Below are 21,088 nucleotides of genomic sequence, written 5' to 3' on the forward strand. Positions count from 1 at the left end.
GATGAATAATTATAAAAAAATACTAATAAACATTTTCAGGTTCTTTTGCAGGTAAGTCAATCAGAATGACGGTGCTGTCTTCTTTCAGTATTCTTCTTTCGAACACCCGGTCTTGTGCTGCATCAGCAGCATTTTGTTTATCTGAAGCTGCATACAGTATTGTAAGCAGAACAGCAACCAGTGTAATAAATTCTGATGTTTTTAATTTCATGATCCCTGTTTCAGGATGCAAATTAGCACTGCGCCATTCCCGTAAAACGGCGAGTTGAATGAATTGTAGCTATTTGAGGTTGAATTGTAGATGCAGTTTAATTGTGCGCTCCTTATCTTTTTCTTAGTTGATGCATCCGCAGTTGAAGCACTGTTTTCAGCAATTCACATACTTATGTGATTGTACTGCGGGTGTTTTGATATTACATTTATGTTGTAATCGTTATCATCACTATTAAACCTTATCATTATGAACGATTTACTTTGGGCACATGTGTACGTGCTGCCAATAGGAGAAACCGGGGTGCGGTACTTGCTCATTAACTGTACTACTAACCCCCAGAATAACTGATATATTACCGGCATTTGTAATTACATACTCCGCTTAACAAGCCATAATTAAATGGTCAATTCTGTATCTTTATGCAGATGGAAATCGAACTGCTTAAATCCTATCTCACCCAACTGCATCCTTTAGCTGCTGAAGAGTTGGATGCATTTACCTCTCACTGGCAACCTGTTACTTACAAACGTAAAACCATTCTTACTGCTGCCGGTGAAACGGAGAAGTATTTATATTTTGTAGTGGAAGGTGTGCAACGTGCTTTTTACCTGGGCGAAGAAAACAAAGAAGCCACCATCGTTTTTACTTATCCACCATCTTTCAGCGGTATAGCTGATAGCTTTTTAACACAAACACCATCGCTTTATTTTTTAGAAACAATAACCGCCAGCAGGCTCCTGCGCATCAGTTATGATGAAGTGCAGCAGCATCTTAAAAATATCCCCGCCTTACAACAGTTATTTTTCAAGACAACAGCATTTGCCTTAAAAGGCGCTTTGGAGCGTCATATTGAACTGCAGTGTTTTACTAATGAAGAAAAGTTTAAAGTGCTTTTAAAACGAAGTCCTCATATCCTGAACCTTGTTCCTCACAAATACCTTGCTTCCTACCTGGGCATTGATGCTACCAACTTCAGTAAGTTAATGAGCAGTGTAAGGATTTGATCTGTGTAGCTTTCTTTTTTTTGTTCCGGATTCCTTTAACTCATTTCAACAAACCGTAAACTAAGCCACATTGTGTTGTTTCCGCAACACCGCTTTTTCTTTGTGCTGTAACTACAATGCTTCAACTAAAATCAAAAACATGAAAACAGCACTTAGTACATTTATTCTTTTTTTGTTTGCAGCCGCTATACAGGCTCAAAGCACAAATAAAAAAGTTACTAAAGAATCCCAGGGCATAACACCGATATTTCTGGAGATTGATGGTGTAAAAGGTGAAAGCAGTCCTGATACATTGCCGCCGGCACCTAAAGGGAATTTCTTTATCGGTGCTGGTCCGTTGGTGTCACAAACCAGTAATACCAATTTAAGTCCACGCATGTCAGTTGCTTACAGAACAGGATTTACAGTACATGCTGGGTATGCATTTGCGTTTGCAAAAAGCCGTTTGCTCATCAATGCATCTTACAGCGAAGGCGGTGTAAATGTTGCTGTGGGTGATATTAACGGTGATGGTAAAGCAGATAATGAAACGGCAAAACTTCGTTACATCAGTATTCCTGTGCAGTATCAGCATTTTATAGGTGAGCGTAAACTGTTTTATGCAGGTGGCGGTGGTTATGCAGCCTTATTGTTGCCAGCCATCCAAAAAGTAAGGGCTTATAATGAAGGTTTTGAAAAGCAGGATGCAGGGTTGCTGTTTTCGGCAGGAGCTAAGATAACATCACGTATGCATCTCACTGCAACCTATCAATTAGGTTTGATTGATATTGATGTTGCAGCGGCAAACACTGCCAGAAACGGAATGGCCTTCCTTATGCTTTCTTATTCAGTTGGTCCCATCATCAAAATAAAGCCAAAGGGCTAGCGGAATTGCATCCACACAATTAATCAATACTTCCTTAAGAAACTATCCATCGCTTCACAACCAAACTCATAACCATGCGAAAGTTTATTATTATCCTCATTTCCTTATTTCCTTTTGTTGCAGCAGCACAATCGGTAGCTATAAATACTGACGGCTCTAATCCTGATAACAGCTCCATTTTAGATATTAAATCTTCAAGTAAAGGGTTGCTCATTCCACGATTAACAACGTTGCAGCGAACAAGTATTGCCGGTCCTGCTATTGGATTAACAGTGTTTGATATCAATACCTACAGCTACTGGGTTTATCGTGGTGATGTAAATGGAGGATGGCAGGAATTACTTACAGGTTTGAATAAACATTGGGATATTAACGGAACAAATATTTTCAATACCAATACAGGCAATGTAGGGATAGGTACGAATAATCCTCAATACAAACTTTCTATCAATGCCGTTAATCCCCGTATAGATTTGCTTAATAACGGAACTTCTACCGGATTTATGTCAGTAAACGGGAGTGATTTAAGACTGGGAACACAAAGCGGTAATTCAACCGGTTCTATTGTTTTCTCAACCTTTGGAGCAGATCGGGTTTTTATCACCAAGTCAGGACTGGTAGGAATTAAAACAAGCACACCTACTGAAGACTTAACCCTTGACGGTTTTTATCCTACTTTCCAGATTCAGCATGACGGAACAAGAATCGGATTTGTATCAGCACAATCAAATACAACTAATTTCAGAATCGGGACTAATTCAACCAATACAACCGGTAAATTATTATTACAAACAAAATTAATTGATCGTATTGCCATAGATGAAGATGGTCTTGTGGGTATTGGTACTTCAAATCCTACTTCTATACTCAGTATTAATTCAACTAATCCCATTGTGCAATTAAAAAATGACGGGGTAGATAAGGGTTTTATTCAATTGGTGAATGATGATATAAAAATAGGAACGAATCTGGCTAATACTACAGGACAATTCATCGTACGAACAAAAGGTGTTGACCGGTTTATTATTGATGAAAATGGGAATGCGAGTTTTGGAAACAACAGCAGCGGAGGTATTCTTTCAATGAATGGACCCTTTTCTTCAGGTCTTACATTGTCCTCCGGAAATCTTGTACAGGGTTTTGTGCGTGCTACACCGGATGGTTTGGATATTTACAGAACAAATCCGGGAGTTGTCCGTATCCGTTCAAACGGTGACGGCATATGGTTTATGCCTAACGGACAAATCAGTGCAGGTGGGGGAGGTAAAACAGCAACAGGTTATGTGTTTTCTATTGAAGGAAAAGCAATTGCCACTGAGTTCAGAGTATTAGCCGTTGCTGCCTGGCCGGATTACGTATTTCAAAAAGATTATAAGTTGAAATCATTGCAGGAGGTAAAAAATTATATCGCAGTGCATAAGCACCTGCCCGGTATTCCTTCAGCAGCAGCAATTGAAAAATCAGGAGTTGATTTAGGTGATATGACTAAACGCCTTATGGAAAAAGTGGAAGAACTTACTTTGTATATTATTCAGTTACAGGAGGAAGTTGATGCATTGAAGAAGAAACAGAAATAATTGATATATAAAAGAAAAGAACTAAATTTTGGAAGAAAAGTAACGGCAGTCTTGAGACAAATGAAATTTATATTAGTTGTGGTTCTCGGGTTTGGTTTCAAAATGCAGGCACAAACACCTGCATTTTACCATTTAACTACAGCCGATGGGTTGAGTGATAATAATGTGTACGATGCAGTGCGTGATAAAAACGGGATCGTCTGGATTGCCACACTGGAAGGATTAAACAGCTTTGACGGCAACAGAATTACAAAGTATTACAAGCATCAATATCCGCAAATGGCAGGGAATACCATTGATCAGATTCTGGTGGATGGAAACAATAATGTATGGCTGAGGGGGCTTACGAATGAAATAACAATGATTGACGCAAAACGCCGGTTTCATTTATATAAAGTAGGTGATACGGCAGACAGGGCAAGGGTAAACAACTTGTTTTACCTGGATAGTAAAGGTATTGTAGCATTAAAAGATCGTAAACACTATGTTATACAAAATACAAGTGAAAGGGCTTTGCGAAAATTGGAAATGCCGGGTGATTCTATATTGCCATCCGTTATTACCTATGTATGCAAAATGAAAGGCGATACCATGCTTTATTGGGGTCGAAATGTCTTAGCTGCTTATGATTTTAAAAACATGAAACCTCTTTTTAAAATTTCAGTACCCCGTATTCAAGGTATTGTGCAATTGAATGATGACGAGGCAATGGCTTATATACAAACCGGAACTGTCTTTTACCGAATCAGCATGAAGCAACAGAAGATAGTGGGCGAAATAAAGAATATGAAAGATGCGGGCGGGAAATTGTTCAGCGGCGATTTAAGAGTTTCAACCCGTATTGCAGAAAATAAAATAGGTATTACTTCAAGATTTGATGGTCTCTATATTTTTGATTTCAATACATACACCTTTACTAACTGGAAGCATGATCCGCTGGATATACGCTCCCTTGGAGGAAACAATACTTATCGTATTACTTACGACAGCAGCGGTTATTTATTTGTTTGTTCCTTAACATCCGGGGTTAATTATGTAAACCTTTTGCAGAATCCTGCCACTACCAAATATTATTTTATAGACAATAACAAAGAAGTGTTTGACGGATTTATTCAATCCCTTGTTACGGACAATGAAGGCGGATTGTGGATGGGTTGCCAGGACAGGCTTACGTATTGGAACAGCAATCAAAAGAAAACTGAATATGTTTCTTTGCGGCAAACTGATGGTACTTTGATCAGCGAATCGGAAACCATACGTGCCCTTTGTTTTGATAGCAAAGAACGTTTATGGATTGGCAGCAGCACCAAAGGGGTGTTGTTAATGAACAAACAACGGCAGATCAGTCATCAACTTAGGGATTCTGCTGCCGGAAATGTTAATGAATTGCCATCTGTTTGGATTAACAGTATTGCCGAAGATAAAAACGGAAATATGTGGGTGGGTACGTTGCGTGGCACCTGTATTGTTAATGCAGCCACACTTAACATTACAAGATTGGAGAAGCATCCATTGCTTGCGCCCATTGCAAGAGCAGCGTGTAATAAATTGTGGAGAGATAAAAATGGATTTATGTGGATTGCTACCACAAGAGGTGTGTGGTGTTATGATGAACTGAGAAATACCTTACAACATTACAATACAGAAAGCGGATTGATCAGTAATATGGTACTGGCTGTGAATGAAGATACAGCGGGCAATTATTATTTTGGAACGGCTGAAGGATTATCTGTATTGTCAACCAATGGAAAATTTACAAACTACAACCGTACAAACGGCTTAAGAAACAACCGGTGTGAAGGTATCATACGTGATGCGGATGGCTTTATATGGATTGGTAACCTCAGTTGTATTTTGCGGTTTGATCCCGGTAAAAAAACAGTTGCCTTGTTTGAGGAAGGTTTGGGTTTTAATCATTCAGGTTTCAGAATGCGTTCCTGTCATCAATCTGCAAATGGCGAATTGTTTTGGGGCACTGATAAAGGATTGGTTTATTTTTTCCCGAAACAGCTTGCACAAACTGTTACAGCTATTCAGCCATCCATCAGCGCTATGCAGGTGGGCGATTCAGTTTTACGTTTTACAATGCAGGAATCTTTCAGCTTTTCTTATAATACATCTTCATTTGTGTTTTATTATTCTACGGGAGAATTATCGGGAGGTAAAAAAAGTCAATTGCTCTACCGGCTTTATGGGTTTGATACAGAATGGAAAATTCCTGTTACCGCAGGGGAAGCAGTGTACAGTAAATTACCTCCTGGTTATTATCGCTTTGAAATTAAAGCATCAAGGGATGGTACAAATTGGGTAAACGGGTTGTATGTCGTTGAACTAACTGTAAATAAACCGTGGTGGCAAACCATTTGGTTTCGGCTGTTGGTCATAGTGTTGGCAGGAACCGGGTTGTATTTTGTTTACCGGTACTATCAACGCAGAAGGGAGGCTAAAGAAATTCAAAATATGGTTGAATACTTTACAAACAGTGGGTATGAATATTCAGCTGTAAATGATATTTTATGGGATATCTGCCGTAATTGCATTTCAAGATTACAATTTAAGGATTGTGTTATTTATTTGATGGATGAGGAAGGTAAAGTACTGCAGCAAAAAGCGGCGTATGGTCCTAAGAACCCGAAAGAGTTTGAAATTTTAAATCCTATTGAAATACCTGTAGGTAAAGGGATAGTAGGGCATGTAGCAGTAACGGGCAAAGCATCCATCATTAATGATACGAGTAAAGACAATCGTTATATTGTAGATGATGAACGACGGTTTTCCGAAATTACAGTGCCCTTAGTGCATGATGGAAAAGTAATCGGCGTAATTGACTCAGAGCACCCGCAGAAACACTTTTTTACGGATGTACATTTACAGGCGCTGCAATCAATTGCAGCTATTTGTTCTGCAAAAATAAGCAGGGGAATGGCTATGGAAGCCATGAAAAAGAATGAAAAGGAATTGATGGAACTGAATATAAAAATGGCTGAATCAAAATTCCTGAACCTCCGGTTGCAGATGAATCCGCATTTCCTGTTTAATTCATTAAGTTCTATTCAGCATTTAATTGTATCGCAACAAACAACAAAAGCCTATAAATACCTCACCATTTTCTCTAATTTTCTGCGTTCTCTTTTAAACTATGCTGAAAAGAATTTTATTCCATTAGATGAGGAATTGAAAATTCTGAATATGTACATCGAACTTGAATCTCTTCGGTTTGATGACAGTTTTTATTATGAGCTGAAGGTAGATGATGCCCTGGCGGGTGAAGAAGTACAGGTTCCCTCTTTAATGATACAGCCTTTTGCTGAAAATGCTATCTGGCATGGTTTGCTGCACAAAGAAGGAGAGAAACGGCTGCTTATTCATTTTAAAGCAGAAGAGAATGCATTGCTTTGTATTATTGAAGATAACGGTATTGGCCGGGCTAAAGCGGCGGTCATCAACAAAAATAAAATTGCATCTAAAGTGCATGAAAGTAAAGGTATTGGTATTATTAAAGAACGATTACAGTTGCTACAGCAAAAAACCGGCAAGCCCGCTTCCATAGTATTTGATGATCTGCAACCATCGGGCACAAGAGTTACCATCATTATTCCATATTATAATCCTGAAGCGTTATGATTAAAGCAATGATAGTGGATGACGAAAAATCTTCTATTGATTTACTGCAGTGGTTGATACAGCAGTACTGCCCTGATATTACTGCTATTAAAACGGCACGCAGTGTAAAGGAGGCGCTTCCGCTCATTCAGTCGTTTGAGCCTGATTTGCTTTTTCTGGATATTCAGATGCCTCATGAAAGTGGTTTTGATCTGCTTACTTCAGTTGAGAAATGGAGTTTTGAAGTTGTGTTTACCACAGCCTATAATGAATTTGCCATACAGGCAATTCGTTTCAGTGCCTTGGATTATTTGCTGAAGCCTGTTGATGAAAAAGAATTACAAAAAGCGGTAGAACGTTTTAAAGCAAAGCGTATTTATGCATCGGCAGGACAGATGCTCTTCCGCAACTTTATGCAAAATATTTCGCAGGGCAATAAGGAAAAGTTCAAACTTGCATTAGCCGATGCTACTGAAATAAAATATGTGGCACTGGATGAAATTATAAGGCTGCAGGCAGAGAGTAATTATACACATATATTTCTACGAAGTAAATCTGTTTTTGTAAGCGCCAAAACACTGAAAGAGTATGATGAGATTTTATCCGGTCATCATTTTATGCGAGTGCATAAGTCGCATCTTGTAAATCCTGCTTTTATTGAAGCCTATACCAAATCAGGAGAGTTGCAGTTGAGTGATGGCTCTGTGGTTGAAGTATCACGTCGGAAAAAAGAATTTGTTCAGGAGGCCCTGAAAGGCATTGGATTATAAAGGAGTTTGAAAATCTTGGTATTTACCAAGAATAACTTTTTTGTTCTGTTTCATTTTTGTATTCTAAATAAACAGAATATGAAATACAACAGTAATTCACTACTTGAAAGTTTGCAGGCAGATGTACGGCAACTGATTCTGGAAGCAGAGCAACTCAAAGCATTGCCCGCATCTGTGATGCATTTACAGCCCGAAGCCCATCAATGGAGTGTGGCACAGGTGCTGGAGCATCTCAATATTTACAGCCGCTTTTATATTAATGCTATCGAGCAGAAATTGCATCTGAATCAAAGCGGCCCTAATACAGATTTTACACCGGGATGGCTTGGAAACTATTTTACGAATCTCATGATGCCGGATGCTGACAAGCGGATAAGCAAAAAAATGAAAGCACCTAAAAATGCGGCTCCTTCGGCACAGCCGGATGGTAAAACAATGTTAGAGGAATTTGTAAACCATCAGCATCTTTTGCTCAATCTGTTACAGATTGCTAAAACAGCCAATCTGGACTACAATCGAATTCCTACTTCGCTCAGTAAATTGATTTCATTAAAGCTTGGCGATACGTTCCGGTTTTTCATTGCACATGAGCAACGGCATTTTATACAGATTCAAAATACATTAAAACAAGTCTATCCGAAATTACAAGCGGCTGCCTGATTGGTTATCATTCATCATTAAACCTTTTATCATGAAAAAAAGAACATTTTTTAAAATCGCAACTGTAACTCTTCTTTCATTTTCTGCCTTTTCCATTTTAATGGTAAGCATTATGGCCTTCATGAATCCTCAATCGGTTATGGATCTTGTACAGGTTCAATTGCCAAACAATGATGCGTTCAGTTCAATTCGTGGTGTGTATGGCGGAGTTGGTTTTGCAATTACGACTGTTATCATATACACTCTTTTCAAGAGCCGGAAAACCGGGTTAGCATTTATAGCATTACTCTGGGGAACCTATGCCGTTTCAAGACTCATAACAATTGCTGTAGAAGGTAGTTTGGGTAGTTTTGGTCAGCAATGGCTGATGATTGAATCATCTTTGTGTTTGATGTCGCTGCTTCTTTTATTGTTATATCCTGAACAAACTGCGGAAACTGCCGGCAGATAAAGCTTAAAGAAAGTATAATCACATCTTTATGTGGTCTAAGGGTTTTGGGAAAGCTACATCTTTACATTTCAAAACCTTATCAAATGACGTACAAACATTTTGTATTGCCTTTATGTGCAATAATGCTGCTGGTTAGTTCCTGCAGAAAAGAGAAACCGGCAGCAGTACAACTTCCTTCGCCGGAAGCAAATCTTATCCGGAATCTTGTTTTCACTAATCTCACTAATGTTGAAAAAAATATTTCCTACGGAGCATCAGTTACAAAAATCAGTAGCGGTGTTGTGGAGGGTAATTTCTTTCTTCATGTGGAGGCAGGTGAAACAACACCGGGCAAGTCGGCTGAATCCGTTCGTTTATACATCAATGCATCGCACCTGGCTACAGGTTTAGCTAAGGGCTATACGTTCGGTCAAGCGGAACCGGCACTCAAACGTGTATTCTACAGTTTTTCTTTTAATGAATCTGCAACTGCTACCTGGGGAAGTATTACTGATTCAAAATTCGGGGTAGTATTTGAAGGGTTATTGAATATTACATCCCACGATGTTAAAAATAAATTAATCAGTGGTGTCTTCGAAGTAAAAGCAAGAAGACTGCTCAACGATCCTACAGTAAAGAGTATTGCTGCTCCTATTGACCCGGCTAATCAATGTGATTTGATGCTTACAGGTACATTCAAAAATGTAAAGCTTCTTTAAGGTATCAAAATTCGAATTCAACAATATTTACAGGAAATTAAATCTGTGTAAAGCAACGTATGTAACTATCGTATGGTCAGGCCTGTAGTTGTTCAATAGCAGTAATTGCAAACTCAACCAATGTTGTATCAAAAAATTGATCTTATGCGATTCTTAAGTATACTACTTTTTCTCTTTTATGCCGGTACAGGGTCAGCACAAAATAATGTACAGAAAGAAAAGTTCCATTTTCAGTTAGGCCAGCAGGACACAGTTGGCGGCTATGCCCAGGTTATCAAAACAGGTAATGTTATTTATGTTTCTGGCACGGTTGCTTTAAATGTTACAGAAGCTGACTTGAAGCGGGTGTATAAAGTAATTGAGAAAAGCCTGGAACATTTCGGTGCTTCCTTACAGAACGTAGTTAAGGAAACAATTTTTACAACAGATATGGAAGCAATGAAACAACTTAATGCTATCCGTAAGCAAATTTACAAAGGTGATTATCCGAGCTCCACCTGGGTACAGGTAGTTCGGCTGTTTATGCCGGAGGCCAAACTGGAGATAGAAGTAGTAGCTTATTTACCTGAGAAGTAAATCAAATCATCATTATCGATTTTATCAATTTCAATTTTCATTTCTTAACCATTTAAAAACAATCGTATGTTTTCAAAAAACCTTATCACAAAAACGCTCTTTGCAACATTTTCCGTAATGGTAGCATTTACTTCCTGTAAAAAGGAAGACTCTGTTAAAACACCTTCAAAGCCTTTACAACTCACAGAGTTTAAAAGCGGAGATGACATTACCCGTTTTTCTTATAACACAGATGGTAGTCTTAAAACTTTGTTTCTGTCTAATGATCCCATCAGCCTGGATGATGATGTAACTTACACTGTTTCTTACCTGGCTAATAAAAAGATCAATGAGTTTACAGGTTCTAACGGTACAAAGATCAAACTCAGCTACACTAATGGGCTTATTACAAAGGCAGAAGCATTTAACGGCACCATAAAGTATGCTGAAACAGTGTATGAGTACAATGGTACTGTATTAAAATCCGGAACAATCTCTATTGTAGATCAGAATAATACAGTTCCCTATTTTAAATCTGATCTTACATTTAATGCGGCAGGAAATGCTACCCGTTCCAATGCATTTGTATTCAATCCGCTTACCAATCAATTAGAAGCAGCGGGTTATGTATTAAATCAGTACGATAACAAAGTGAATCCTTTTGCTGCTCTCAATGATGTTATCCTTGTTTTTTGGCAGGAAACTTCTAAGAACAATGTTGTTAAGCAGGAGTACTTCAGCAATACAGGTGCTGCTGAAGAAGTGGTGGAAACAACTTACACTTACAATGCCCAGGGTTATCCTGTAACAGCAGTGATGCGTGAAACTGCTCCGGGTCAGCAACCCAGTACAGCAACCATCAGTTTTAAATATCAATAAAACTTGCATCAAAAAAGAAAACCCCGCCATGAGCGGGGTTCTTTATATTATTGATTTTACAATTAAGCTGTTGCCGCTTTTCTTGAAGCGAGAAGGGCATAACCACCAAACAGGATGGCAGCAAATAAAGCTGTAGCCCAAATACTATTTGTATAGAAAGGAATACCATCAACATAAGTTTGCATAAGACCCGCCATTGTTTTGGGGTGATGATAACCGCCTCCGCCAATCCATACCAGCAGGTTGCTGATAAAGAAATACAAAGTAGGAGCGGCTACTGCACCGGCAGCAATTTGAACGGGTTTTGATTTATTTACAAAAAAGCCAACCACTGTTAAACCTGCAATCAGCAGATAATTTATTAATTGACCGCCATAAAAACCTTTGATGCTGCTCAGTCCGGCAGTATACAAAAACTGGTATAAGGCATCACTGATGAACATACTCAGCAAGGGTAAGGCAAAGGAATATTTCTTATCCTTAAAAATGGAGCCGGCAAATAAAGCCATCGCAATTTGCGGTGCAAAACCCATAGGACGGTTGGGTATGATACGGTAAAGTGATGCGATTACGATTAATACGGCAAGGCTATACAGGAATTGCTTATTCAACTTCATAAGAATGTTTCGTTAAGTTACAAAAATAGAGAAAATCAGCTCCTGTTCCCGTTTTTTGTAAACATCAGTTTTTTCCCATGGTGTGGAAAAGATATTGGCTAAATTTAAATATGGCACAACACCTCCATACAGGCAAGCATGGGGAAGACCTGGCGGCGGCATGGCTGGCCGCACAGGGTTTTGAAGTATTGCACCGCAACTGGAAGTACTCCTATTTTGAGCTGGATATTATAGCTGCACGGGAAGGCGTGCTGCATTTTATTGAAGTGAAAACCCGTACTACTGATACCTATGGCCATCCGGAAGAAGGAGTAACGGCTAAGAAAATGAAGCGGTTGATGCAGGCAGGAGAGGAATACTTATACCTCCACCCTGATTGGAAAAGGATTCAATACGATATACTAAGCATTCGTTTGCACAGGTACAAAGCGCCGGAATACTTTTTTATTGAAGATGTAAGTTGAAAGGCTTAGGCTAAAAAAGAAAAAACTTCCTGAAGGAAGTTTTTCGAAGGACTTGGACGTCCGGTAGTTTTAAATTGATATTGGATAACTCAAATATGAGATGAAAAATTGAAAGGAACAAATTTTTATTTTGAATTTAAAAAACTCCCGTATAATTAAACGGAGTAATTGCTTTCAATTCTTTCTTAAGCGCCGGGCTAATCTTTAATCCATCAATAAATACATGCATGCTTTTTTGAGTAATAGCCGCATTGCCTCTTGTTAATTCTTTTAATGCTTCATACGGATTGGGATAGTTTTCCCTGCGTAAAATAGTTTGAATCGCTTCGGCTACTACTGCCCAGTTAGCTTCCAGGTCCTGTTTTATTTTTTCTTCATTGAGCAATAATTTGTTCAAGCCCTTTTCAATGGATTTTAGTGAAAGAACAGAATGGGCAAAGGGTACGCCGAGGTTGCGTAATACAGTTGAATCGGTTAAATCCCGTTGCAGTCTTGAAATGGGAAGTTTGGAAGATAAATGTTCCCAAAGCGCATTGGCAATGCCTAAATTTCCTTCTGCATTTTCAAAGTCAATCGGGTTTACTTTATGCGGCATGGCGCTGCTGCCCACTTCCCCTTTTTTAATTTTTTGTTTGAAGTAATCCATCGAAACATAAGTCCATACATCCCGGCACAAATCAATAAGAATGGTGTTGATGCGTTTCATAGCATCCATCTGGGCCGCTAAATGATCGTAATGTTCAATTTGTGTTGTGTATTGCTGACGCTGGAGACCAAGCCTTTTTTCAAGAAACTCGTTTCCGAATTTTTGCCAGTTGGTTTTTGGGAAAGCTACATGATGGGCGTTGAAATTACCGGTGGCGCCACCAAATTTTCCTGTAAACGGTATTTGCGTTAACAGCTGAAACTGCTGCTCCAGCCGCTCCGTAAACACCAGTATTTCTTTGCCCAGTTTGGTAGGAGAGGCGGGCTGACCGTGTGTTCGGGCAAGCAATGAAATATTTTTCCAGTCTTTAGCAAGATTTTTTAAATGAAGGATGAGGTTGCTAATAGCCGGCATCCATTCCTGTTCTAATGCATCTTTCCATAATAAAGGAATAGAAGTATTATTCACATCCTGCGATGTTAAGCCGAAATGAATCCATTCTTTCAGATGGGAAAGTTGAAGAACTTCCAGTTCCCGCTTTAAAAAATACTCTACTGCTTTCACATCATGGTTGGTAACACTTTCCAGGTTTTTAATAGCGGTTGCCTGCTCAACGGAAAAATCAGTAACGATCTTCCGTAACTGCTTTGCCTGCACAGACGTAAGCTTGAAAAACTTTTTATCGGCCAGGAAAATAAAGTATTCCACTTCTACATGAACCCTGTACCTGATGAGTGCGTATTCTGAAAAATAAGCATCCAGTTGGTGTAACTGGTTACGGTAACGTCCATCAATGGGAGAAACAGCGGTGAGGTTTTGTAAGTCCATGTTATGATTCGTTGTATTCTTTTGATGCTGAACAGGCTTAAGAGCGTTCAAGAGTCACGCTAAAGGCGTGATGTGCCATGCGACGCAACAGAAGCAACATAGAATTCAGCAGCCGACTACCAAAAAAATCTTTTCTTTGCCCCGCAAAAGTAATTGAATTGGAGAAGATAAAAGTTGGTGCGGTTAGTTATTTAAATACGAAACCCTTGCTGTATGGAATGCAAAACGAACAGTTTTTGCAAACTCACGAACTGGTGCTGGATTACCCGGCACATATTGGTGAGGCATTAAAGCAGGGTATTGTAGATGTAGGCCTGGTCCCTGCAGCCTTACTTCCGTCTTTTGAGCAATCCTTTATAGTAAGTGATTATGGTATTGCGGCTGATTTTGATGTGGCTTCAGTATGCCTCTTCAGTGAAGTGCCGCTGGAAAAAGTTGAAACCATTTACCTCGATTATCAAAGCCGTTCATCGGCTGCCTTGCTTAAAATACTGATGCGTGAGTTTTGGGGTATTCAACCGGCATTGGTTGAAACAAAAGATGAAGGCTTCCGTACTAAAATCACCGGTACAGCAGCCGCACTTGTTATTGGCGACCGGGCTTTTGAACAGCGTCGTTTAAGCACTTACGTTTATGATTTGGCAGCGGAGTGGCGTGGTTTTACAGGGTTGCCTTTTGTGTTTGCAGTATGGGTGAGCCTGCAACCGATGAGCCCGGAATGGATAGAGCAATTTAATGCGGCTAATGCAGCGGGTATGAATTATCTCGAAGAAATTGCGGAGGCGCAGAAATATTCGGCATTTAATCTGCGTACTTATTTTCAACATCATATTGCTTACCGTTTAACAGAGGAGCGGTTAAAAGGCCTGGAGCGTTTTCTTGAGTTGTTGAAAGTGTATTAAACATATTCTAACTTCTGATTATTTTCTAGTTGAAATTGACTGTTACCAAATATCTTTGGCTAATCGATAATATATAAAGTTATGGCAGAAACCCTCGGTATGCTTTGTGATAAGCTTACTATCGTTAAACTGAAAGAGTATCATTCAGAAGATCCCCAACGTCTTGAAAGCTTAGCAAAGCAAGCCGTTCAATTACAGCAGGAAATAGATGCATTTGTAAATGATGCAATTGCAGGATTTATTCCGGCTGACAAACTCACTTTTGCTGCCAACAAAGTATTTAAAAAGCAAGGGAACGAAGTGGCTGAGGTTACGGGTGCTATCGGCACACTGTTTTCTCAGCTTGCTGATGTTAACTGCAGGTTATGGCATGAAGTGGAAAAGGGGTATGATATTGAAAATGTTCCTGTAGCCGAAAAGGACGGTCTTATTAAACAACTTGCTGTACTTAATCTGGAGCGGAATAACTGTATTGATGCCATTGATCTGAAATTTAAAGAACTCATTCAATCTCAAAAATAAGTTGATATGCATGTACGAAAGAGAACAACCTGCAGGGTATGCGGTTCATCTTCTTTAACTCCTGTTATTGATCTGGGTCCCCAGTATTTACAGGGTTCGTTTGTAAAACCCGGCAAGGAAATGCCGTCCACACGGAAAATTAACTGCTCATTAGTACGCTGCAACCCGCAACTGGATGAAAATGCATGTGGCTTATTGCAAATGGAGCATAGTGTGCCTCCGGAAATACTGTATGCAGCCTACTGGTACAGAAGCGGCACCAATGCTACAATGCGCAATCACTTAAAAGGTATTGTTGATGAAGCGTTGCTGCTGGTTAAAAAGAATAATTGTAATGTACTGGACATCGGCTGTAATGATGGTACTCTTTTAGGCTATTACCCGGAGTCCTTTGTAAAATATGGTTGTGATCCCAGTGATGTTGCCCAGGAAGTGAAAGGAGCTAAAGTAGTACAGGATATTTTCCCATCAGCGGAGTTAAGTAAAGTGATGGGAGAGGATAAGATGGATATCATTACTTCCATCGCCATGTTTTATGATTTGGAAGATCCGGTAGCTTTTGTGCGTAATATCAAAAGGGCGCTTTCGCCGGAAGGTATTTGGGTGTTTGAAATGAGCTATATGCCCCGTATGCTGGAATTGGATAGCTATGACACAATTTGCCATGAGCACCTGGAGTATTATAGTCTGGCCGTGCTGGAAAAGATAGCAGCTATGGCAGAAATGAAAATTTTCAAAATAAGTTTTAACGACATCAACGGTGGCAGTATCCGTTGTTTTGCTACGCATAAAGAAAGTGGATTGTATTACAATCTTGCCGATCACCATATGATGAATGAGATACGGCAAAGAGAATTTGATTTGGAACTGGATACTGACAAACCTTATATCGCTTTTCAATACAGAATTGAAAAAGTAAAGGATGAATTACATAATCTGCTTGTTGATTTAAAACGGCAGGGAAAGAAAGTGCATATCTATGGTGCATCAACAAAAGGAAATACCATTTTACAATGGTGCGACATCAATAACATGCTGGTAGAATATGCAGCAGAGCGTAATCCAGATAAGTATGGTGCTTATACTTTAGGTACCAATATTCCTATCATAAGTGAAGCAGAAAGCAGGGCTATGAATCCTGATTATTACCTGGTGCTGCCTTGGCATTTTAAAGATGAGTTTATTGAAAGGGAGAAGGAAGCATTGGAAAAGGGAACCGGCTTTATCTTTCCTATACCAACCATCGAGATTTTTAAAAAATCCTGATTGTAACAAACCGGTACATGAATCTGCAAAGAATTTTTACCAAGTTCAAAAAAGCAGTTGATACAATTCAACTTCGCTCTAAAGTGAGTTATTCGCAGAGTGGAGAGGATATAATTGTTGACTATTTCTTTGAAAGTATTGGTATTTCAAAGCCGACGTATGCAGATATTGGTGCCAATCAACCGGTTAAAGGAAATAATACTTATCTTTTTTATTTAAAGGGAAGCAGAGGTGTTTGTATTGAGCCGGATATAAGTTTGATTTCAACCCTTAAGCAAAAACGACCCGGTGATTTAATTCTGAATCTTGGTATTTCAACTTCTGTTAGTGCAGAGGCTAACTTTTACTTTTTTGATGGAATTTATAGCGCATGGAATACTTTTTCAAAGGAAGATGCAGATCAGAAAATGAAGGAATCGGGCCTTGCATACCGTCAAACGAAAGTAAAGCTTGAGACGGTTGAAAATATAATTAATCAATATCAGTTGGGCCATATCAATTTTATCTCGCTGGATGTGGAAGGATGGGATCTGCCCATTTTACAAAGTATTGACTTTTCAAGGATACGACCTGAAATGATTTGTGTGGAAACAATTACATTTTCTCTTCACAATACAATGCAGAAAAATGCTGATATTATAAATTATATGCTTACACAGGGATATAAGGTTTATGCAGATACTAATCTGAACACTTTGTTTTGCCGAAACGATATATTTAACCGTTCATGAAAGCAATTATTTTTGGAGCCAACGGTCAGGATGGATATTACCTGCGTAACCTTTTGCAAAAGCAAGGGATAGAAGTAATTGGCATTTCAAGAACCGGAGGGTTTCTTACAACTGATATTTCGAGTTTTCATGAAGTTGAACTGCTCATTAAGCATTCTCAACCTGAATTTGTTTTTCACCTGGCGGCTAATTCAACTACCAGGCATGAGGCTATGTTTGAAAACCATCAGACGATAGCTGCCGGCACTTTGAATATATTGGAAAGTGTCCTTCTTCATTCAATCCAAACCAAAGTGTTTATCTCAGGAAGCGGACTTCAGTTTGTTAATCTGAATCGACCCATAAAAGAAACTGATCCATTTGAAGCACGGGATGCTTATTCAGTAAGCCGTATTCAATCAGTATATGCAGCACGCTATTTCAGGAACCTACATAATGTAAAAGCTTATGTTGGGTATTTTTTTAATCATGACAGTCCCAGAAGGTCTGAACGTCATGTAGCTCAAAAAATAGCAAGCGCTGTTCAAAGAATTGGAAATGGTAGCGAGGAACGTTTAGCCATTGGAAATATTTCAACAATAAAGGAGTGGACTTTTGCGGGAGATGTAGTAGAAGCCATATGGCAACTGGTACAGCAAAATGAGGTTTATGAAGCAAATCTTGGCTCCGGATTGGGATATTCAATAGCAGATTTTCTTGAAGCGTGTTTTTCTTTAATAGGTAAACAATGGAAAGATTACGTTGATGTAGAGGAAGGATTTAAAGCAGAGTATGAACAGCTTGTTTCTGATTCTTCACTCATTCAATCTCTTGGCTGGAAACCCAAAACCTCTTTAAATCAGTTGGCACAGCTGATGATGCAGCAATCATGAGTAAGGATAAAATTTTATTGATTCAATTGTTTTCAAACGGTGATTGTTTGTATGTAACGGGTATTGTTCGCCGGATTAAGCAGCAAGATCCATCTTCACATCTTACTTGGATTGTATCTTCTAAATGCAAAAGCATGCTTCTTAATAATCCTGACATTGATGAAATAGAAGAAGTAGTTATCCCCGATGCATCACTGAATGAAGCAGTATTTAATCGTGTTGTTAAGGAAGCATTTGAAAGAACGAAGTCAGGGTTGTATTCAAAAGTTATAGTGCCGCAATTACTGGGCTCTAATATGAAATATTATGACGGCACTGTATGTTCTTCTTTGTTCAGGAGTTCTGGTTTAAGTAATAATGATTTAACTTGTCCACGTTTATTTCTTACTTCAGCCGAAAAACAAACTGCTGATTCCTTTGCGGAGCAGTATAACCTGAAGAGTTATAAACATATAGTTTTATTTGAGTGTGCCCCCCAGACAAATCAACTCTTACTTACAGATGAACTTATTCTTGCTTATTCAAGAGCGATTGTACAACAGGGGGATGCTTGTGTAATTCTGTCTGCCCCCAAGGCCTACCAATTCAATGAGCCCCATGTAATAGATGGCAATGTGTTGTCTATAAGGGAAACTGTAGCGTTAACGCATCATTGTACAATTTTACTGGGATGTTCCAGCGGTATATCCTGGGCAGCAACAAGTAATGCTGCCAAACCCTTACAATTTGTACAGATACTTGCCCCGGATGCTTATTATTTCAATCCATTGTCAATAACCTTAAAGAAATGGCAACAACCTCTCAATAATTTAATTGAGTTGGTTGAATTTGATGTTTCAAAAATCGGACAAGTCTTCAGGGATATTTTTTCAAAAGGATTCGATGCTTCAAGGGAAACCCATAATCAAAAAGTTGAAGTGCAGTTTCGTTTGCACCGGGGTATTGTTTATCAATTCCTGAAAAAGGGTAGATTGGGTGAAATCATTACTTTCGTAAAAACGAATATTAAAGCTAATGGATGGAATTTCCACATGCTTAAGTACATTTCACTGGGTTTTATATTTTTCCCAGTTCAATTAATGTTTGATCAATTTAAAAAGAATTGAACGCCATCTTCACCATAGTCGCTAAAAATTACACAGGCCTTGCACAGGTGCTGGAGGCATCTGTTCGCAGGAACACTGATGCTGATTTTTACATTTTTGTAGCCGATGAATGGAAGGGTGATGAGACAGTTAAGGCGTCCTTGCCTGCACATATCCTTACTGCAAAAGAAGTGCTGGGTATTGCAACTGAAGAATGGGAGCAGATGGCTTTTAAATACAATCTCGTTGAGTTTTGTACAGCCATCAAAGCCTCCTGTTTTCAATATTTGTTAGGCAGGGGTTATGAACGGTTGGTTTATTTTGATCCGGATATTTATGTGTACAATCCGCTTCAACCTGTATTTGAACAGCTGAACAATGTTTCCATTGTTGTTACACCACATATTCTGAAAGAGCAGACTCCCTTTAAAGGCAATTACGAGGATCATTTGTTTTTACTGAACGGAACGTTTAATCTGGGCTTTATCGCCATAAAAAACACGGCTGTTTCGGCTTCTTTTTTAAAATGGTGGCATCACCGTTTGGTGCATCATTGTTTTTTTGATAACGATCGGGGTACTGCTACTGATCAGAAATGGATCAATCTTCTGCCTGCAATACTTCCGGCGTCGGAGTATCTCATTACCCGTCACAAGGGTATGAATGCAGCTCCCTGGAATTTTCATGAACGTAAAATTATCCATGAAAACGGAGTGCTATATGTAACAGACAGGGATACGCCGGGAGAGAAAGAGCCTTTACTCTTTGTTCATTTTTCAGGGTATGATTACTCTCAGATAGGTAACGGTAATATTGTGCATAAAACCACTTCCATTACGGCTTATCCTGACCTGGAACCTGTATTGCAGGAATATGGTGATGCATTGGCAAAAAGCAGCTTCCTGCAATACACAGGGCTGGTTTATTCCTACAATAAATTTGATAATGGTGTTGGTATCATCAGTCTGCACCGCCGTATGTACCGGCGTTTGCTGGAAGAAGAAAAAGCGTTGCCCCATCCGTTTTCAATGGAAGCCGGCAGTTATTATCAGCTGCTTTCAAAGAACAGATTGTTAGATCATTCCCCCGTTTCTGCAGATAAGCTCACGAATAAAAATGTAAAAAACTTTGATGCCAAGCTGGCTTATGTGCAGATGTTCTTTACTTTCATAAAACGGATCATCGGTGTACGCAGGTACAGTATCATGATTCGCTTTTTCCGCCGCTTTTTTGCAGAAGAAAACCAGGTGTTCCTGGTAAGTAAAGAAGCGGGTAAAAAACTGCAGTAACTATGTTCAGAAAGATTCTTTATTACCTCTTTCAGTTTCCGCTTTTCAAACTTCAGTTGGGAAGTATCGGAACGGGTACAAAGTTGCTGCAACCCATCATTACCGGAGGTAAGCGAATTTTCATTGGTAAAAATGTGTTTATCCGCAAGCATACATGGCTGGCGGCAGACCCTGTTACGGGTTGCAGTTCCTGTGAGTTACGTATTGGTGATGGAACGTATATCGGCAACTTTTGCCACATCTATGCAAGCTCTAAAATTGAAATTGGTAAGAAAGTGTTACTGGCTGATCGGGTATACCTGAGTGATAACCTGCATTCATTTGAAAATATCAATGTGCCTGTTATGGATCAACCGGTAAAACAACTGGCACCGGTGATTTTAAAAGACGGTTGCTGGCTGGGCGAAAATGTTTGTGTGATTGGCGCTACCATCGGTAAGAACAGTGTAGTAGGGGCCAACGCTGTAGTAACGAAAGATATTCCTGATTACTGTGTGGCAGTCGGGGCTCCCGCAAAAATTATAAAACGTTATCATCCTTCACAAGGCGTATGGTTGCCAACGAATGAGGAAGGAGTATTTATTTGAACT

Annotated in this window: 22 protein-coding genes; 19 read left to right on the forward strand and 3 right to left on the reverse strand. The window is 39.2% G+C overall.

The annotated features are described in order from the left end of the window. Positions 1 to 22: 22 nt before the first annotated feature. The gene (locus tag PDL71_RS09330; RefSeq protein WP_407520252.1) at positions 23 to 211 is read right to left on the reverse strand and encodes a hypothetical protein; all 189 of its coding nucleotides are present in this window, start codon (positions 209 to 211) and stop codon (positions 23 to 25) included. 422 nt (positions 212 to 633) lie between these two features. On the opposite strand from PDL71_RS09330, the gene PDL71_RS09335 reads away from it, so the two are divergent. From PDL71_RS09335 to PDL71_RS09380, 10 genes are all read left to right on the forward strand, one after another. Next, positions 634 to 1,218, forward strand: a complete 585-nt coding sequence (locus PDL71_RS09335) for a Crp/Fnr family transcriptional regulator (RefSeq protein ID WP_407520254.1) — start codon at positions 634 to 636, stop codon at positions 1,216 to 1,218. 139 nt (positions 1,219 to 1,357) lie between these two features. Beyond that, positions 1,358 to 2,083, forward strand: coding sequence for an outer membrane beta-barrel protein (locus PDL71_RS09340; protein ID WP_407520256.1), 726 nt, complete (start codon positions 1,358 to 1,360; stop codon positions 2,081 to 2,083). 74 nt (positions 2,084 to 2,157) lie between these two features. Beyond that, a complete protein-coding gene (locus PDL71_RS09345; RefSeq protein ID WP_407520257.1) occupies positions 2,158 to 3,660 on the forward strand; it encodes a hypothetical protein in 1,503 nt (500 codons plus the stop codon). A gap of 60 nt (positions 3,661 to 3,720) precedes the next feature. After that, positions 3,721 to 7,284, forward strand: a complete 3,564-nt coding sequence (locus tag PDL71_RS09350) for a two-component regulator propeller domain-containing protein (protein WP_407520259.1) — start codon at positions 3,721 to 3,723, stop codon at positions 7,282 to 7,284. Then, positions 7,281 to 8,033: a LytR/AlgR family response regulator transcription factor gene (locus PDL71_RS09355; RefSeq protein WP_407520261.1), complete on the forward strand. Its 753-nt coding sequence runs from the start codon at positions 7,281 to 7,283 to the stop codon at positions 8,031 to 8,033. Before PDL71_RS09350 ends, PDL71_RS09355 begins: the two co-directional genes overlap by 4 nt. Before the next feature lie 78 nt (positions 8,034 to 8,111). Next, on the forward strand, positions 8,112 to 8,693 hold the full coding sequence (locus PDL71_RS09360) for a DinB family protein (protein WP_407520263.1): 582 nt from the start codon (positions 8,112 to 8,114) through the stop codon (positions 8,691 to 8,693). 31 nt (positions 8,694 to 8,724) lie between these two features. Then, positions 8,725 to 9,144, forward strand: a complete 420-nt coding sequence (locus PDL71_RS09365) for a DUF4345 domain-containing protein (RefSeq protein ID WP_407520265.1) — start codon at positions 8,725 to 8,727, stop codon at positions 9,142 to 9,144. An 83-nt stretch (positions 9,145 to 9,227) separates the two neighbouring features. Further along, positions 9,228 to 9,842 (forward strand): hypothetical protein, encoded by a 615-nt coding sequence (locus PDL71_RS09370; protein WP_407520267.1) that lies wholly within the window; start codon positions 9,228 to 9,230, stop codon positions 9,840 to 9,842. A gap of 144 nt (positions 9,843 to 9,986) precedes the next feature. Beyond that, the gene (locus PDL71_RS09375) at positions 9,987 to 10,418 is read left to right on the forward strand and encodes a RidA family protein (protein ID WP_407520269.1); all 432 of its coding nucleotides are present in this window, start codon (positions 9,987 to 9,989) and stop codon (positions 10,416 to 10,418) included. A 66-nt stretch (positions 10,419 to 10,484) separates the two neighbouring features. After that, entirely contained in the window at positions 10,485 to 11,276 is a 792-nt protein-coding gene (locus PDL71_RS09380) for a hypothetical protein (RefSeq protein WP_407520271.1), read from the forward strand. Positions 11,277 to 11,338: 62 nt separating this feature from the next. On the opposite strand, the gene PDL71_RS09385 is transcribed toward PDL71_RS09380, so the two are convergent. Next, on the reverse strand, positions 11,339 to 11,893 hold the full coding sequence (locus PDL71_RS09385) for a DUF6580 family putative transport protein (RefSeq protein ID WP_407520273.1): 555 nt from the start codon (positions 11,891 to 11,893) through the stop codon (positions 11,339 to 11,341). A 110-nt stretch (positions 11,894 to 12,003) separates the two neighbouring features. On the opposite strand from PDL71_RS09385, the gene PDL71_RS09390 reads away from it, so the two are divergent. Further along, positions 12,004 to 12,357, forward strand: coding sequence for a YraN family protein (locus PDL71_RS09390; RefSeq protein WP_407520275.1), 354 nt, complete (start codon positions 12,004 to 12,006; stop codon positions 12,355 to 12,357). Positions 12,358 to 12,493: 136 nt separating this feature from the next. Here the strand turns inward: PDL71_RS09390 and purB are convergent, their stop codons facing one another. After that, complete coding sequence (purB, locus tag PDL71_RS09395; RefSeq protein WP_407520277.1) at positions 12,494 to 13,831, reverse strand: adenylosuccinate lyase; 1,338 nt, start codon at positions 13,829 to 13,831, stop codon at positions 12,494 to 12,496. A gap of 158 nt (positions 13,832 to 13,989) precedes the next feature. Here purB and PDL71_RS09400 point away from each other — a divergent pair, with 158 nt between their 5' ends. From PDL71_RS09400 to PDL71_RS09435, 8 genes are all read left to right on the forward strand, one after another. Then, on the forward strand, positions 13,990 to 14,733 hold the full coding sequence (locus tag PDL71_RS09400; protein ID WP_407520279.1) for a menaquinone biosynthetic enzyme MqnA/MqnD family protein: 744 nt from the start codon (positions 13,990 to 13,992) through the stop codon (positions 14,731 to 14,733). Between the two features lie 81 nt (positions 14,734 to 14,814). Beyond that, the gene (locus tag PDL71_RS09405; protein ID WP_407520281.1) at positions 14,815 to 15,255 is read left to right on the forward strand and encodes a hypothetical protein; all 441 of its coding nucleotides are present in this window, start codon (positions 14,815 to 14,817) and stop codon (positions 15,253 to 15,255) included. 6 nt (positions 15,256 to 15,261) lie between these two features. Further along, on the forward strand, positions 15,262 to 16,521 hold the full coding sequence (locus PDL71_RS09410; protein ID WP_407520283.1) for a class I SAM-dependent methyltransferase: 1,260 nt from the start codon (positions 15,262 to 15,264) through the stop codon (positions 16,519 to 16,521). Positions 16,522 to 16,538: 17 nt separating this feature from the next. After that, a complete protein-coding gene (locus PDL71_RS09415; protein WP_407520285.1) occupies positions 16,539 to 17,252 on the forward strand; it encodes an FkbM family methyltransferase in 714 nt (237 codons plus the stop codon). Further along, a complete protein-coding gene (locus PDL71_RS09420) occupies positions 17,249 to 18,124 on the forward strand; it encodes a GDP-mannose 4,6-dehydratase (protein ID WP_407520287.1) in 876 nt (291 codons plus the stop codon). Before PDL71_RS09415 ends, PDL71_RS09420 begins: the two co-directional genes overlap by 4 nt. A 47-nt stretch (positions 18,125 to 18,171) precedes the next feature. Continuing rightward, on the forward strand, positions 18,172 to 19,230 hold the full coding sequence (locus PDL71_RS09425) for a glycosyltransferase family 9 protein (protein ID WP_407520289.1): 1,059 nt from the start codon (positions 18,172 to 18,174) through the stop codon (positions 19,228 to 19,230). Continuing rightward, positions 19,227 to 20,498 carry a hypothetical protein gene (locus PDL71_RS09430; protein WP_407520291.1) on the forward strand — a complete coding sequence of 424 codons (1,272 nt, stop codon included), beginning with the start codon at positions 19,227 to 19,229 and terminating at the stop codon, positions 20,496 to 20,498. Before PDL71_RS09425 ends, PDL71_RS09430 begins: the two co-directional genes overlap by 4 nt. A gap of 2 nt (positions 20,499 to 20,500) precedes the next feature. Next, a complete protein-coding gene (locus tag PDL71_RS09435) occupies positions 20,501 to 21,085 on the forward strand; it encodes an acyltransferase (RefSeq protein WP_407520293.1) in 585 nt (194 codons plus the stop codon). Positions 21,086 to 21,088 lie beyond the last annotated feature (3 nt).

This window comes from Lacibacter sp. MH-610, from assembly GCF_045780045.1.
Lineage (GTDB): Bacteria > Bacteroidota > Bacteroidia > Chitinophagales > Chitinophagaceae > Lacibacter.

Coding starts and splice junctions, on each gene's coding strand:
- PDL71_RS09340 (WP_407520256.1), top strand. CDS start 1,358: ATGAAAACAGCACTTAGTACATTTATTCTTTTTTTGTTTGCAGCCGCT.
- PDL71_RS09365 (WP_407520265.1), top strand. CDS start 8,725: ATGAAAAAAAGAACATTTTTTAAAATCGCAACTGTAACTCTTCTTTCA.
- PDL71_RS09405 (WP_407520281.1), top strand. CDS start 14,815: ATGGCAGAAACCCTCGGTATGCTTTGTGATAAGCTTACTATCGTTAAA.
- PDL71_RS09370 (WP_407520267.1), top strand. CDS start 9,228: ATGACGTACAAACATTTTGTATTGCCTTTATGTGCAATAATGCTGCTG.
- PDL71_RS09345 (WP_407520257.1), top strand. CDS start 2,158: ATGCGAAAGTTTATTATTATCCTCATTTCCTTATTTCCTTTTGTTGCA.
- PDL71_RS09410 (WP_407520283.1), top strand. CDS start 15,262: ATGCATGTACGAAAGAGAACAACCTGCAGGGTATGCGGTTCATCTTCT.
- PDL71_RS09375 (WP_407520269.1), top strand. CDS start 9,987: ATGCGATTCTTAAGTATACTACTTTTTCTCTTTTATGCCGGTACAGGG.
- PDL71_RS09385 (WP_407520273.1), bottom strand. CDS start 11,893: ATGAAGTTGAATAAGCAATTCCTGTATAGCCTTGCCGTATTAATCGTA.
- PDL71_RS09390 (WP_407520275.1), top strand. CDS start 12,004: ATGGCACAACACCTCCATACAGGCAAGCATGGGGAAGACCTGGCGGCG.
- PDL71_RS09330 (WP_407520252.1), bottom strand. CDS start 211: ATGAAATTAAAAACATCAGAATTTATTACACTGGTTGCTGTTCTGCTT.
- PDL71_RS09355 (WP_407520261.1), top strand. CDS start 7,281: ATGATTAAAGCAATGATAGTGGATGACGAAAAATCTTCTATTGATTTA.
- PDL71_RS09380 (WP_407520271.1), top strand. CDS start 10,485: ATGTTTTCAAAAAACCTTATCACAAAAACGCTCTTTGCAACATTTTCC.
- PDL71_RS09350 (WP_407520259.1), top strand. CDS start 3,721: ATGAAATTTATATTAGTTGTGGTTCTCGGGTTTGGTTTCAAAATGCAG.
- PDL71_RS09335 (WP_407520254.1), top strand. CDS start 634: ATGCAGATGGAAATCGAACTGCTTAAATCCTATCTCACCCAACTGCAT.
- PDL71_RS09360 (WP_407520263.1), top strand. CDS start 8,112: ATGAAATACAACAGTAATTCACTACTTGAAAGTTTGCAGGCAGATGTA.
- purB (WP_407520277.1), bottom strand. CDS start 13,831: ATGGACTTACAAAACCTCACCGCTGTTTCTCCCATTGATGGACGTTAC.
- PDL71_RS09415 (WP_407520285.1), top strand. CDS start 16,539: ATGAATCTGCAAAGAATTTTTACCAAGTTCAAAAAAGCAGTTGATACA.
- PDL71_RS09420 (WP_407520287.1), top strand. CDS start 17,249: ATGAAAGCAATTATTTTTGGAGCCAACGGTCAGGATGGATATTACCTG.
- PDL71_RS09435 (WP_407520293.1), top strand. CDS start 20,501: ATGTTCAGAAAGATTCTTTATTACCTCTTTCAGTTTCCGCTTTTCAAA.